This is a genomic window from Neisseria sp. HMSC068C04, assembly GCF_001810105.1.
GTDB classification, from domain to species: domain Bacteria; phylum Pseudomonadota; class Gammaproteobacteria; order Burkholderiales; family Neisseriaceae; genus Neisseria; species Neisseria flavescens_B.
Window position 1 is genome coordinate 16322 of sequence record NZ_KV799956.1, and the last position, 13838, is coordinate 30159.

Annotated in this window: 17 protein-coding genes and 1 pseudogene; 1 reads left to right on the plus strand and 17 read right to left on the minus strand. The window is 48.1% G+C overall.

The window, feature by feature from the left end; genetic code table 11:
- Nucleotides 1–48: 48 nt before the first annotated feature.
- The 16 genes and pseudogenes from gshB to hisS form a co-directional block, all read right to left on the minus strand.
- Nucleotides 49–1005, minus strand: a complete 957-nt coding sequence (gene gshB / locus HMPREF2700_RS06095) for a glutathione synthase (protein WP_070590974.1) — start codon at nucleotides 1003–1005, stop codon at nucleotides 49–51.
- A 114-nt stretch (nucleotides 1006–1119) separates the two neighbouring features.
- Nucleotides 1120–2781 (minus strand): DNA repair protein RecN, encoded by a 1662-nt coding sequence (gene recN, locus HMPREF2700_RS06100; protein ID WP_070590976.1) that lies wholly within the window; start codon nucleotides 2779–2781, stop codon nucleotides 1120–1122.
- A 199-nt stretch (nucleotides 2782–2980) separates the two neighbouring features.
- A pseudogene (locus HMPREF2700_RS06105) lies at nucleotides 2981–3292 on the minus strand (BCCT family transporter); the annotation flags it as partial.
- Between the two features lie 45 nt (nucleotides 3293–3337).
- On the minus strand, nucleotides 3338–3946 hold the full coding sequence (locus HMPREF2700_RS06110; RefSeq protein WP_070590979.1) for an SMC-Scp complex subunit ScpB: 609 nt from the start codon (nucleotides 3944–3946) through the stop codon (nucleotides 3338–3340).
- Between the two features lie 69 nt (nucleotides 3947–4015).
- Nucleotides 4016–4249, minus strand: coding sequence for a glutaredoxin family protein (locus tag HMPREF2700_RS06115; RefSeq protein WP_036472354.1), 234 nt, complete (start codon nucleotides 4247–4249; stop codon nucleotides 4016–4018).
- A gap of 149 nt (nucleotides 4250–4398) precedes the next feature.
- On the minus strand, nucleotides 4399–4599 hold the full coding sequence (locus HMPREF2700_RS06120) for a (2Fe-2S)-binding protein (RefSeq protein WP_003681978.1): 201 nt from the start codon (nucleotides 4597–4599) through the stop codon (nucleotides 4399–4401).
- 227 nt (nucleotides 4600–4826) lie between these two features.
- Nucleotides 4827–5699 (minus strand): site-specific tyrosine recombinase XerD, encoded by an 873-nt coding sequence (xerD, locus tag HMPREF2700_RS06125; protein ID WP_070590981.1) that lies wholly within the window; start codon nucleotides 5697–5699, stop codon nucleotides 4827–4829.
- A gap of 81 nt (nucleotides 5700–5780) precedes the next feature.
- Nucleotides 5781–6224 carry a peroxiredoxin gene (locus HMPREF2700_RS06130; protein WP_003683206.1) on the minus strand — a complete coding sequence of 148 codons (444 nt, stop codon included), beginning with the start codon at nucleotides 6222–6224 and terminating at the stop codon, nucleotides 5781–5783.
- A gap of 36 nt (nucleotides 6225–6260) precedes the next feature.
- Complete coding sequence (locus HMPREF2700_RS06135) at nucleotides 6261–6896, minus strand: deoxynucleoside kinase (protein ID WP_070590983.1); 636 nt, start codon at nucleotides 6894–6896, stop codon at nucleotides 6261–6263.
- Between the two features lie 97 nt (nucleotides 6897–6993).
- Nucleotides 6994–7482 (minus strand): 2-amino-4-hydroxy-6-hydroxymethyldihydropteridine diphosphokinase, encoded by a 489-nt coding sequence (gene folK / locus HMPREF2700_RS06140; RefSeq protein ID WP_070590984.1) that lies wholly within the window; start codon nucleotides 7480–7482, stop codon nucleotides 6994–6996.
- Between the two features lie 15 nt (nucleotides 7483–7497).
- Nucleotides 7498–7872 carry a SirB2 family protein gene (locus HMPREF2700_RS06145; RefSeq protein ID WP_070590985.1) on the minus strand — a complete coding sequence of 125 codons (375 nt, stop codon included), beginning with the start codon at nucleotides 7870–7872 and terminating at the stop codon, nucleotides 7498–7500.
- A gap of 55 nt (nucleotides 7873–7927) precedes the next feature.
- On the minus strand, nucleotides 7928–8497 hold the full coding sequence (locus tag HMPREF2700_RS06150) for a tRNA 5-(aminomethyl)-2-thiouridylate-methyltransferase MnmM (RefSeq protein ID WP_070590986.1): 570 nt from the start codon (nucleotides 8495–8497) through the stop codon (nucleotides 7928–7930).
- A gap of 78 nt (nucleotides 8498–8575) precedes the next feature.
- Nucleotides 8576–8872, minus strand: a complete 297-nt coding sequence (hfq, locus tag HMPREF2700_RS06155) for an RNA chaperone Hfq (protein ID WP_036493792.1) — start codon at nucleotides 8870–8872, stop codon at nucleotides 8576–8578.
- A 296-nt stretch (nucleotides 8873–9168) separates the two neighbouring features.
- The gene (der, locus tag HMPREF2700_RS06160; protein WP_070590987.1) at nucleotides 9169–10626 is read right to left on the minus strand and encodes a ribosome biogenesis GTPase Der; all 1458 of its coding nucleotides are present in this window, start codon (nucleotides 10624–10626) and stop codon (nucleotides 9169–9171) included.
- A gap of 141 nt (nucleotides 10627–10767) precedes the next feature.
- Nucleotides 10768–11397: a YfgM family protein gene (locus tag HMPREF2700_RS06165; RefSeq protein ID WP_063076036.1), complete on the minus strand. Its 630-nt coding sequence runs from the start codon at nucleotides 11395–11397 to the stop codon at nucleotides 10768–10770.
- The gene (gene hisS / locus HMPREF2700_RS06170) at nucleotides 11398–12693 is read right to left on the minus strand and encodes a histidine--tRNA ligase (RefSeq protein ID WP_070590989.1); all 1296 of its coding nucleotides are present in this window, start codon (nucleotides 12691–12693) and stop codon (nucleotides 11398–11400) included.
- Between the two features lie 257 nt (nucleotides 12694–12950).
- On the opposite strand from hisS, the gene HMPREF2700_RS06175 reads away from it, so the two are divergent.
- Complete coding sequence (locus tag HMPREF2700_RS06175; protein WP_283129684.1) at nucleotides 12951–13457, plus strand: hypothetical protein; 507 nt, start codon at nucleotides 12951–12953, stop codon at nucleotides 13455–13457.
- 50 nt (nucleotides 13458–13507) lie between these two features.
- Here HMPREF2700_RS06175 and HMPREF2700_RS06180 read toward each other — a convergent pair whose 3' ends face one another.
- Nucleotides 13508–13810 (minus strand): hypothetical protein, encoded by a 303-nt coding sequence (locus HMPREF2700_RS06180; RefSeq protein ID WP_070590990.1) that lies wholly within the window; start codon nucleotides 13808–13810, stop codon nucleotides 13508–13510.
- Nucleotides 13811–13838 lie beyond the last annotated feature (28 nt).

Sequence of the window (13838 nt, forward strand, 5' to 3'; positions counted from 1 at the left end):
GCCGTCTGAAAAGAAACGGTCAAGTCAATTTTCAGACGGCCTTTGGGTTTATTGTTTTGCCCAAGATGCCACGGCATCTGCGAACATGGCGGCAACGTCGAAATCTTTTTGCTTCATGATTTCTTGGAAGCCTGTCGGGCTGGTTACGTTGACTTCGGTCAGGTTGCTACCGATGACATCCAAACCGGCAAGCAAAATACCGCGGCGTTTCAATTCAGGCGCCAGGGTTTCTGCAATTTCACGGTCGCGCTCGCTCAATTCCTGTGCCACGCCGCGACCGCCGGCAGCCAAGTTGCCGCGCGTTTCTCCGTTTTGCGGAATACGCGCCAAAGCATACGGAACAACTTCCCCACCAATAATCAGAATGCGCTTGTCGCCATGTACGATTTCAGGAATATAACGTTGCGCCATGATGGTACGTGAATCAAGCTGCATCAGGGTTTCCAAAATACTGCCGATATTGGGGTCGGATTCGGTCAGGCGGAAAATGCCCATACCGCCCATGCCGTCCAAAGGTTTGATGATGATATCGCCGTGTTCTTTCAAAAAGGCACGGACATCGGCGGAACGTGTGGTAACCAAAGTCGGCGCGGTAAACTGGCTGAAGTTCAAAATCGCCAATTTCTCATTGAAATCGCGCATTGCCTGCCCGCTGTTAAACACTTTTGCGCCCTGCTGCTGTGCCAAAGTTAAAAACTGGGTCGCATACAGATATTGCATATCAAACGGCGGATCAGTGCGCATAATAACCGCATCGAAATCTTTTAAGACCGTCTGAACTTTTGCCTCTGCTTTAAACCATTCGTGATCGTCATCATTCTTCGCGCCGACAAACTCAAATGCCGCTGCCTGAGCCACCACCAAGCCTTCACGGACGGACAACTCTCCGCTCAAGGTATGAAAAAGCTGCCAACCGCGCTTTGCCATTTCACGCATCATGGCGTAAGTAGTGTCTTTATAGGTTTTAAAACTTGCCATCGGATCGGCGATAAACAGGACTTTCATCAAAATTTCCTTGTAAACAGACGATATAATCATACCTTGTATTCTGCCTGCCTGAAAGGTGGCAAAATATAGAAAAGGCCGTCTGAATCCTATTTTCAGACGGCCTTAAGGCTTTTAGGCGGCTGCCAGATGCAAGAGTTCGGCGGCATGGCTGCGTGTGGTATCGGTAATGATTTCGCCACCCAGCATACGCGCGATTTCCTCAATGCGCTGATGATGTTTCAAGACGCTGATTTCGCTAACGGTTTGCTCCCCTTCACTATGCTTGCGTACCTGCCAATGGTTTTCACCGCAAGAGGCGACTTGAGGAAGATGGGTTACCGCCAAGACTTGATGTTTTTTACCTAAGGCACGCAAAGCTTTACCGACCATTTCAGCAACTCCGCCACCAATACCGGTATCCACTTCGTCAAAAATCAATGTCGGCACTTGCGTATATTGGCTGGCAACCACTTGCAAAGCCAAGCTGATACGCGCTAATTCGCCACCGGAAGCCACTTTGTTCAAGGGTCGGGACGGATTGCCTTTATTCGCCGCCACTTGGAATTGCACCTGCTCCAGACCATGTGCGGTCGGCGAAGACGGCAACAAGACGATGTCAAAACGTGCACCTCTCATGGCCAAATGCTGCATATGCTCGGTGGTCTCTTCGCCCAAACGGCCGGCTGCCTGATGGCGCATGGCGGAGAGAATATGCGCGGCTTCGTGGTATTCGGCAAGATTGTGCGCGACTGTATTTTCCAAGGCTTCCAAATCGGCAGCCGCTTGCAGGTTTTGCAGGCGCTCATCGATTTCTGCCAACTTTTGCGGCAACTCTTCCGGCTCAATGCGGTATTTGCGCGCCATACTCATCAATTCGCTCATGCGGCTTTCTTGTGCGGCCAATTCATTAGGATCGATGTCACTGCGACCGGCCACATCGCGCATATTGGCACTGATTTCACCCAATTCTGCTTCAATACTTGCCAACATATTCAGACTCTCGGCGAAGCGCGGCTCAATGTTTTGCAGATTGCCCAGTAATTTTTGGCATTGATAGATTTGACGTTGGATGCCGTTGTCTCCGTCTATGCTGTCGCCTACTTGTTCGGCGGTTTGCAGCAACTCGGCCGAATGCGCCAGGCTGTCGTGGCTTTGGCTTAAGGTTTCCCATTCATTGGGTTTGAGCTCCAATTGGTTCAATTCATTAAACTGCCATTCCAAACGCTCGCGTTCGATGGCCATGGTTTCTGCCTGCTCTTGCGCGTCTTGCAGTGCCTTTTTCGCATTGACCCAATTTTGATAAAGCTGTTTGACCGTTTCTGCCTGCTCTTTGCTGCCGGCAAACGCATCCAACAACTCGCGTTGCGCAGACTCTTGATTCAGCGAATGATGGGCATTTTGGCCGTGAATATCGATTAACTGCTCGCCGATGGCTTTCAGCTGCGCCAATGTTGCTGCCTGATTATTGATATAACTGCGGCTTTTACCCTTGGCATCGATAATACGGCGGATGCTGAGTTCTTCGGCATCTTCTTCCAAAAGGCCTTGCTCCTGAAGCTGCGCTTTCAGTTCGGGCAAACCGCTGATGTCGAATAAAGCCGACAACTGCGCTTCTTTGGCGCCGCTGCGCACTTGGCTGTAATCGGCTTTATCGCCCAACAACAGGCCAATCGCATCCAGAGTAATCGATTTGCCTGCGCCGGTCTCGCCCGTCAATACGGTAAAGCCGTTTTGAAAATCAAGATTTAGGTTTTCAACAATGACAAAATCACGCAAAGAAAGTGCCAACAGCATTGCAGTATTCCTTAGTAAATCACCCGCACCTATGCGGAATAGCTTTAGATAATCTGATTATAACTAAGATTTTTTATAGTTTGAATCAGATTTTTCTTATAATTTATCTAAGATATTTATTTTAAACAATTTATTTTTAAAGCAGACAATAAAAAGGCCGTCTGAATATTGCTACATGTTCAGACGGCCTAAATTTATTTTACTCTGCCAGCTCTACTTGTTCATGCCCCATCAATTCCTGCCCCACTCCGGCAAGCAGGTTCAGATAACGCTCATACTGCTTGAGCATATCGGCAATCAATTCTTTTTGCGTCATATATTGCACATCGTATCCATCACGCCCATCCGAAAAATACGTCAACGGTATGAACGTTGCTGCATATTTGAAATGAGGCAGGCTGTCTTCACGAATCAACTGGTCGGTAATTTCCCGCTTTACGGATTTAATCCCATAGACAAAATCCCTTACGGTTCCTTTATGCACCACCAGCTCTACCGACGGCTCATTTTGTTGCAATCTGAAACACGATTGTTTCAGACGGCCTTTACATTCAAATCAGTTAATCAGTCTGCTTCCTGATTCAACTGCTTCTTCAGCCTCCTCATCGCCTGTCGGCGACGTTTCCATCAAATCAGGCAACACCAACTCGCCCAATTCAGTCAGTGGTGGCAATTCTTCCAAACTTTCCAACCGCAAATCACTTAAGAATGTTGCCGTTGTTGCCCACAAAGCCGGACGGCCGACAGAATCACGGTGGCCGATGACTTCAATCCAGCCCCTATCTTGCAAGGTTTGCATTACATTTTGCGACACCGCCACGCCGCGTATGCCTTCGATATCGCCACGCGTGACCGGTTGCTGATAGGCAATAATCGCCAGCGTTTCCATTACGGCGCGGGAATAACGCGGCGCGCGCTGCTCTTGCAGGCTGCCCAGTCGTTCAAATGCGGCTTGGGCGATTTGGAAGCGCCAACCCTCATGGGTATGCACCAGTCGCAAAGCCCTGCCCTGCCAACGGGTCTTCAGTTGCGCCAACACATCAATCAGCTTGTCTTGCGACAACGGTGGCACGCACAATTCGCGCATAGCTTTTTCGTTTAGGGGTTCGACTTGCGTTAACAGCGCCGCTTCAATCAGCGCATCGGGAGAAAGTTTTTCAGTCATAATAAAATCAATGTTCAGACGGCCTAAACAGCCAAAGGCCGTCTGAAAGATAATATGGTCAACGGTTTGTTACGCGCTCAAATGCGCTTTCAGTTTTTCTTCGTCCAAAAACCAATGGCAGATTTCGGTATCGCCATCCAGCAAAACAGGCACCAGCTCATTGTACTTTTCTTCTAAAACCGGATCTTCATCAACATCGACAATATCCAGCTCAAATCCAAACTGCTCCTGATAAGGCTTTAATTGTTCGCGCATTTTGTGGCACAGGCTGCAATATTCCCGAAACATCAAGGTCAGTTTCATGGCGGTTACTCTCGGAGGGACAAAAGCGGCCATTGTATAGCAAAATGCTTCCAAACCATACAGGCATGACAAAGGCCGTCTGAACAGGCGCGAAACGAAATCAAGGATTTCTGTCACGCCTTCAGACGGCCTTTATGTGTATTCTGAAATTAAGACTGAACGTTGATACCGGCAGTCACGGTATTTTGTGCACTGCTTGCAGTCAAAAATGACGCTGCCAATTCGCCGCAGCAACCGCAACAAGTCGCCACGCCTAATTGAGCCTGCAAATCGCTCATGGTGGTTGCACCGGCGGCGATGGTCTCTTTGATGTCGTGGTCGGTAATGGCATTGCAGATGCATACGAACATGATGTGCTCCAATTATTTTGTTACCCTCTGTAATTGAGAGTAGGATTTATTCTTGAACGTAAATATAAATAAAAACGGTTTGCATTGCAATATTGGCACAGCCCTTTTGCTTTGAATTTTTTCTATGAAATTTTATATTTTGATTGATATTTTATAATTTTAAAGTTTGATAACCTTTCAGACGGCCTCAATAACAAAAAGCGGCATCTTCGAGATGCCGCCTTTATTTATGAACGGGAATGGTGTTCATCGACCATGTTTTTCAAACGGATATTGGCAACATGGGTATAAATCTGCGTGGTGTTGATATCGGAATGTCCCAACATCATCTGGACTGAACGCAAATCGACGCCGTGATTGACCAAATGCGTGGCAAAAGCATGGCGTAAACCGTGCGGGCTGAGCGAAGCAATACCGGCTGCTTCGGCATATTCTTTAACTATCATCCATGCAAGCTGACGGCTGATGCCGCTGCGTTTCTGGCTGACAAACACTTCGTCGCAGATTTTGTTTTTCAGCAACAATGGGCGCGATTCGTTGCAATAGCGTTCCACCCAATATGCCGCTTCCTGCCCCAATGGAACCAGACGCAATTTGTCGCCCTTGCCTATGGTGCGGATACTGCCGCGATGTAAATCAATGTCGCTGAGCGTCAATTTGACGGCTTCGGTCACGCGCAAACCTGTTGCATACATGACTTCGAGCAAGGCTTTGTCGCGCAGGCCATGCGGCGTTTCTACATCCGGTGCAGCCAGCAGTGCATCGATTTGGGCTTCGGTAATCAGCGTGGGCAGTTTGCGTTCCGATTTCGGCGCTTTGAGAAAACGGGTGGGATTGTCTGCTCTTTGTCCTGTTTCTTCCAACCAGCCGTACATACGCTTGCAAGCCGACAATGCCCGCGCTTGGGACGTGTTTTTCTCCCCCTCTGCATACACGGCATCAGACAGGGCAAACTCATCGGCACTCAACCAATCCTGCCCGCCATCGGCCAACCGCGCTGCGACTTTGACCAAATCACGGCGGTAACTTTGCAGCGTATTGTGGCTGAGCCTGTCTTGCAACCAAAGGGATTCAAGCAGCTTGTCTATTAAATCGTCCATATTCATCAAACTGTATTGAAAGGCCGTCTGAACGGCATGACTTTACATCCGTTCAGACGGCCTTAGGTTTTCAAAGCCCTATTAAGAGGCTTGAGAAATTGTATCCAAAACTTCCTGCGCGTGTCCGGCCACTTTGACTTTGCGCCATTCATGGGCGATTTCGCCGTTTTCGTCCAACACAAACGTACTGCGCTCGATGCCGAGGGATTCTTTGCCGTAAAGCTTTTTCAGCTTGATCACGTCAAACAGTTTGCAGACGGTTTCTTCTTTGTCGCTCAACAATTCAAACTGGAAGCCTTGTTTGGCGCAGAAATTCTGATGCGATTTGACGCCGTCGCGCGAAATACCAACAACGGTATAGCCCAATGCTTTGAATTGCTCCAATCGGGCATTGAAATCCAAGCCTTCGGTGGTACAGCCGGGCGTGCTGTCTTTAGGATAAAAATAGACAACCAACGGCAAATGTTCGGCGGAGTTAAAATCGCTGCCGGAAGAAGATGGGAGTGTGAATTGATATTTTGACATATTATTCCTTTCAGACGGCCTAAACCTAGCCTGCGTTTATTTTTCGCTTAAATTCAAATAACTGCGCGTACCTTGAAAATCTTCCAATGCGCGCAACAAAAGCTGGAAGTGGTCGTCATTGCCGGCCAAATCCAACTCATCGGCATTGACGGTCAGCAAAGGCGCGCTTTGATACAAATGGAAGAAATGGCTGTATTCGTCATGCACACGTCCCAAATAGCCTTCGGGAAACAAGCTGATGATGCCTTCGTGACGTTTTTGCAGACGTTTGCGGTTGTTTTCGACAGCGGTTTGCAGATAAATCACCACATCGGGCTCTGCGTATTGCGGCAGAATGCGTTGCTTCATATCGGCAAAAAGCTGCTGCTCGTCATCATTCAAAACGATAGGCGTAAAAATACGGTCTTTTTCCGGCAGAAAATCAGCCACAACCATTCCGCCTTGCGCGCATTGGTCTTCAATAATATTCACGCTTTCAGCGCGGCGCGTCAGGAAGAAAAGCTCGGCAGCCAAGCCATTATTGGAAACATTGCTGTAAAACTTCATGAGAAACGGATTGTGATCCGGATTTTCCGACAACAGCAACGCGCTGAAATGCTCTGCCAAGCGGCGGCTCAAAGCAGTTTTGCCGCTACCGATGGCGCCTTCAACAACAATATAACGAGGATTCATAGTAACTCTTTGTAATGTGTTTCCCAACAATATTTTATAGCAAAAAAGGCGTGTCCAACACGCCCTTTCTTGTTTTAGTCCGTTTTTCAGACAGCCTTTATTCTCTCAACAGGCGAATACCCTGCCCGCCCAAAGCCTGAGCCAAATCAGCCGCACGGCCATGCTCGCCCAACTCGAAATCCGGAAGGATTTCGGCCAGCGGTAACATAACGAAACTGCGCTCATGCGCGCGCGGATGCGGCAAAGTCAGATGCGGGTCATCGCTGCGGATACTGTCAAAATCGATGATGTCCAAATCCAAAGTGCGCGGCGCATTACGGAAGGTACGTTCGCGCCCAAATTCGGCCTCGATACGGTTTAACTCCGCCAACAGCACCACTCCGTCTAATGAAGTTTTCACGGTACAAACGGCGTTCACAAAATCGGGCTGATCGTCATAGCCGACTGGCGCAGTCAGATACAGGGAAGAAGCCTTTTCGAGCCGAATATGCGGATGCGCGGCCAATTCGTCCAAAGCAGCGCGAACCTGTTCGGCAGGATTGGCGAGATTGCTGCCCAAAGCGATAACGGCAAAATGCGGATACATTTCAGACGGCCTCGTTTAAAACGGCAGCGTTTTGGTTTTGGCAAGGAAAACAATCGTGGCAACACACGACATGGCTAAAGCGTAGACGATATAGAATTTCGGCGAACGCGGACGCGAACGCATCATAATCATGCCCAACACAATATAAACCAGCAACAGCAGGATTTTCATGCCGAGCCACGGCGCATTGAACGGCGAAAAATGGGTAATCTTCATCAGCCACAAGCCGGTAAACAGCAACATGGTGTCGTTCAAATGCGGCATGGCTTTCCAAATGCCTGCCAACGGCTTCTCAGGATGACGCCAGAGCAGGAAAAAACGGATGTTGAACAACAGGATGGTAATGGCAACGAAAATCTGATGGCTGTATTTTACAAACAGATATTGCATGGCAGTTTCTTATGTTGAGGGTTGAAAAACAAAGCAGCTATTTTACCGCAAACATTTATTTCTGACGCAACTTTTCAATCGCCAGCAGATAGGGAGGCGCATTGCGGCGGTTGACAAAGCCATAGCGTAACACGGCAAAGGCTTCCTGCGGCAAAGTTTCCGCCCATTGCACAATCGCTTCAGCCTCTATTCGGCCGGCTTTATGCCCCGGGTACAATACCGCCACGGCCAGCCCGCCCTCTTTCAGCAAACCCAAAGTATCCGTCAGCGCACGGATGCTGCTTTCCGCTTCAGTCGTGCAGCTTTTATCGCCACCCGGCAGCCAACCGAAATTAAATACTGCGGCATCTAAAGGCTCGTCGATATAAGATAAAAGGTTTTCATGGCCGTCATGTATCAGGGCTACCCAACCATCTACGCCATTTTCTTTCAGACGGCCTTGAGTCTGCGCCAGTGCTTTAAATTGCACATCAAAAGCCCACACCCTACCCGTCTCGCCAACCGACTGCGCCAACAGCAAAGTATCATGCCCGTTTCCGGCCGTCGCATCCAAAGCGCGGCCGCCTACTTTTAAGGCTTGTCGTAACAGGGAGTGGGCAAAGGGAAGAATGTTCTCAAGCAGCATGATAAAGGTCGTCTGAAAATAAAAATACCCTACCGCAAAAGCGGTAAGGTATTGAAAAACAGGAATGCGTTACATCATTTATTCGGCAGGTTGTTGCACAGTCTCAACTTGAACCGGAGCAGCTGCGGCAGCGGCTTGAGGTTGTTTATTTTCGTGTTGCAGGCTGACTGCGCGTGCAGGAACGATTGTTGAGATAGCGTGTTTGTAAACCATTTGAGTGACGGAAGTATTACGCAGCAGAACAACGTACTGGTCGAATGATTCCACTTGACCTTGCAGCTTGATGCCGTTTACCAAGTAGATTGAAACCGGAACGTGCTCTTTACGCAACGCATTCAAAAAAGGATCTTGTAACATTTGTCCTTTAGCTGTCATATTCTTGAGCTCCATTATTATGATTGTAAAGACGCCAAAATCAGCGTTTGATGGGATTGTAGCCCCGAATAGGATAAATTACCAACTATTTTTTTCTATCACACCGTTTAGGAATCCAGTAATAAGGGAACTTCACGACAAACTGACTGTTTCATTTTCATATTCACAACAATTCCAAATTCAAATTTGATGTTTTTTAAATTCGGCAAACCCTATCAAAAATATGCCATGAAGTTCTAACAAGCTGTTTTTCATTATAAAAAGGCCGTCTAAAATTGTTCAGACGGCCTTTGTGTTTATTTACTGAATTGTTTTTTCACGCTGACTTTGGTTTTCTTCTTGAAGCGGTTTTTCTCTTCCTTGCGGCCTTCGCGTTTCTCAATACGGTTGCTCAGGCTGACACGGCGCAGTGGTTTTTTCTTCGGTTTGTCTTCCGCATTTTCATACGGGTTTTCCGAAACATTGTATTGAATTCTGAGCGGCGTACCTTGCAGATTGAAGGCTTTGCGGAATGTTTGGGTTAAATAGCGCGTATAGCTGTCTGAAATCGCATGCAGCGAATTGCCGTGTACCACAATCACCGGCGGATTCATGCCGCCTTGGTGGGCATAACGCATTTTCGGACGCACCAAGCCAGCACGCGGCGGCTGTTGACGCTCGATCGCGCTTTGCAGGACACGCGTGATTTTCGGCGTCGGCATCTTAATCATCGCCGCGTTGTAGGCAGCCTGAATGTTTTCAAACAAACCGTCTATACCGCGCTCTTTCAATGCAGAAATAAAATGGAACTTAGCAAAATCAAGGAAATACAGTTTGCGGTTGATATCGCGTTTCACTTGCTCGCGGCGCTCTTCACTGATACCGTCCCATTTATTGACCGCCACCACCAAGGCACGGCCTGCTTCCAAAGCAAAACCTGCAATCGTCGCATCTTGGTCGGCGATATCTTGTTGTGCATCCAACACCAAAACAGCAACATTTGCCGCTTCAACTGCCTGCATGGCTTTGATAACGGAGAACTTTTCCACCGCTTCATCCACTTTGCCGCGACGTCGTACACCTGCGGTATCGATGATGGTAAACGGTTTGCCTTCACGTTCAAAATCGATATGGATACTGTCGCGCGTCGTGCCTGCCATATCGAAAGCAATCACGCGCTCTTCGCCGAGAATGGCGTTTACCAAGGTTGATTTACCGACATTTGGGCGGCCGATTACAGCAAAAACAGGATGTTTCGCTTCTTCCTCTTCCTTTTCAGGCTCTGGGAAGGTTTCCAAAATATCTTCAATCAGGTAATACACGCCATCGCCATGCGCACCTGAAATAACATAAGGGTCGCCCAGTGCAAGTTCATAGAACTCGGCAGCAAGCACGGCCCTATTGCCGCCCTCGCCTTTATTCACAGCCAAATAAACAGGACGCGGACTTTGGCGCAAACGGTCGGCAATGATTTTGTCTTGCGGCGTCAAACCGGTGCGGCCGTCCACCAAAAACACAACCGCATCGGCTTCATCGACAGCCTGCAAGGTTTGTTTTGCCATTTCGTGCAAAATGCCGCTGTCCACAACCGGCTCAAAACCGCCGGTATCGATGACCAAATAAGGTTTGCTGCCGACTTTGCCATGACCGTAATGTCGGTCACGCGTCAGGCCGGGCAGGTCATGCACGAGCGCGTCTTTGGTGCGCGTCAAACGGTTGAATAAAGTAGATTTGCCGACATTGGGGCGGCCGACAAGCGCGATGGTTGGTTTCATGATTGAGTCTTTCTGTGTCAAGTGCCGCTTAAAAACGGGAGCGGAACACAAGCAGGTGTTTTAAAAACACGGTTGATAAGGATAAGTGTAGGCCGTCTGAAAAGTCATTGCAACTTCAGACGGCCTTGATTTCAAACAAACTTATTTCAAGCTGTCGATTTTCATTTGCAACAATTCGCGGCCTACTGCAGTTTGCGGCATTTTGCTCAAAGCAGCTTCGTAACTTTGTACGGCTTCTTTGGTTTTATTTTGAGCAACGTAAACATCGCCTTTGGTTTCCAACATCAAAGGCTCGAAATCAGCCTCAACCTGAGTATTCAGGGCATTGATGGCGGCATCGTATTTTTTCTGCTGCAACAGGACAACGCCCAAACGCTGCGCCGCCAAAGCTTGAACCAACGGTGCGTTTTGATTTTTCAGCACCCAATTCAAATGACCTTCCGCCACATCATAACGGCCGGCATCAAACTCGGTCGCCGCCACCATCAACGTAGCTTGGGCTGTCGAAATAGAATCAGGATAGTTTTTTTGCAATTCGGCCAAATCGGCATTGATGGCTTTTGGGTCGGTTTTTTGCTGCGCCTTTTCCACCATTTGCGCCAATACGGCGGCGGCTTCCTGGTCTTTCGAGGCTTTTTGGCCTTGGTAAATGGTGTAACCCAAATACCCCAAAGCCGCCACGATCAGCAAGGCAAAGATCCAACGGCCGATGCTTTTCCAAAAATATTTAAAGTTGTCTAACTCTTGTTGTTCTTCCAAATGGGCTGCCATTTATGCGTTCTTCCATTGTTGTAAAGTGTCTGTCAAATCAGCGGCGGCAACGGTTTGTTGTTCGTGTTTGCCCTGCATATCTTTCAGGGTAACCGTACCATTTGCCAGCTCATCCTGAGCCACAATCAGGGCAAAGCGTGCGCCACTGTTGTCTGCTTTTTTAATTTGCGCTTTCAGGCTCTGATAGCCGGAATGCTGCATCACATTGAAACCTTGGACGCGCAAGGCTTGCGCGTATTTCATCACCTGCAAGTCCGTACCTTCGCCTTGGTGCATTGCATAGACATCAGGCGCAGCGTTCACTTCCAGCGAGCCGTATTCGTTCACCAAAAGCAGCAGGCGCTCAATACCCATCGCAAAGCCGATAGACGGCGCAGGCTTACCGCCAAGCTCTTCAATCAAACCATCGTAACGGCCGCCACCGCACACAGTCGCCTGCGCACCGAGTTTGTCGGTCGTCCACTCAAAAACCGTCTGATTGTAGTAATCCAAACCGCGTACCAAGCGCGGATTTTCAACATATTGGATACCCAAACCGTCCAACATCGCCTTGAAGCGTGCATAGTGGTTTTGCGAAGTCTCGCCCAAGTAATCTACCAGACGCGGCGCCGCATTGCAGATTTCCTGCAAATCAGGATTCTTCGTATCCAAAACGCGCAAAGGATTAGTTTTCAGACGGCGTTTGCTGTCTTCGTCCAGTTGCGCCTCATAGCGGGTCAAATATTCAACCAATGCCGCACGGTGTGCCGCACGTTCCTCACGGTTGCCCAAGCTGTTGATTTCCAAAGTCAGGTATTCGCGAATACCCAATTTTTCCCACAAGTCGGCTGACATCGCGATGATTTCCGCATCAATATCCGGCCCCTCAAAACCCAAAGCCTCGATACCGACCTGATGGAACTGACGATAACGGCCTTTTTGCGGACGCTCGCGGCGGAACATCGGCCCCATATACCACAGCTTTTGCGGGCTGTTGTACAGAAGGTTGTGTTCGACTACCGCACGCAGACAAGAAGCCGTACCTTCAGGACGCAGGCTCAAACTCAAAGAATCGTTTGAATCGGAGAAGGTGTACATTTCCTTGCCGACCACATCGGTTTCCTCGCCGATGGAGCGGACAAACAAACCGGTTTGCTCGACAATCGGCGTACGGATTTGCTGATAGCCGTAAGCGCGTGTCCAGCGGCCGACCGTATCTTCAAACGCCTGCCAAAACGCAGCCGTCAGTTTGAAATCTTTTTGTTCGACAGGTAAAAGGTCGTTCATACCTTTTACAGATTGAATTTTTTGTGCCATTTCAATATGGGATAAGCGAAAATCAAATAGTTGGGCATTATAGCTGATTTTTAAGGGTTTGTGAGGTTGGGAACAAATCAAAAGGCCGTCTGGAAATCGGTTTTCGCATTCAGACGACCTATAAAGCAGATTGCAGAATCACATTCAATGATTCCAATCCCTCCCCTGCTTTTCAACTTAAATTTCTTAGAAACATATTCAATATAGATTCAATGCCGTTATACTTGGATTCTTTTCATCCCATCCCTATACACATCATGAAAACACTACGCTCTCTTTTTGTTATCGGCTTGTTCACCACCAGCTTATTCTCCCAAGCGACGGCTGCAAATAACGCCACAAATAATCAAGCAAAAATAGATTTAGTCAAAAAAGTTTATCTGTCTAAAGTGGATTTAGACTCTGAACACAATCGTGTTACCACGCCTGAACTACAAAAAATCATCCGACAATTCAATAAATTCGAAACAAATATCCGTAAGCAACCCGATATGGAGATGGGATGTGACATGCCGATACATTACTACTTGGGCTTTGGTCAGGATCATCCTGACAACTTCCATAAAACCTTGCAAGTCAAAGTCACTTCTCCCCATACCGTCCGGGCAACATTTAAACAATTTGACGGCCATAGGGTCGGTGCAGATTTCACGTTGAAATGTACGGAAAACCGTTGTTTGATAGATGATTTTAAGATGATTGGCGATCAAACCGGCATCAAAACCGATTACAAACTTGTTTTGCGCAAACAAAAATGTGAGTGAGCCAACAAAAGGGCTGCCCAAACAAATGGAGCAGCCCTTTGATTTTGAAATCAAGGTCGTGAAGGATGCGGATTTAAGCGTACAGGCGGCAAATTAGGTTTTCCGTATTGGGAAACAGCTTGTCTGCCTGAAGCCACTTTTCCTGACTGCATGACACCGCTATCGTTGCGTATTGGATGTGCGGCATACTCGTCTTGATTTAATTGTGAACCTTCTTCATTGACTTCATGCTCTACCACAAGTTCATACTCATTATCGTATGCCTTACTCTTGCCAAGCCGAACTTCCCCTCCCGCCATAGCGGATACGGAAAATACGGATAACATGATGATTATGCCGATTTTTCTCTGCATAATATTCTCCTTTTCTCAAAAATTGTTC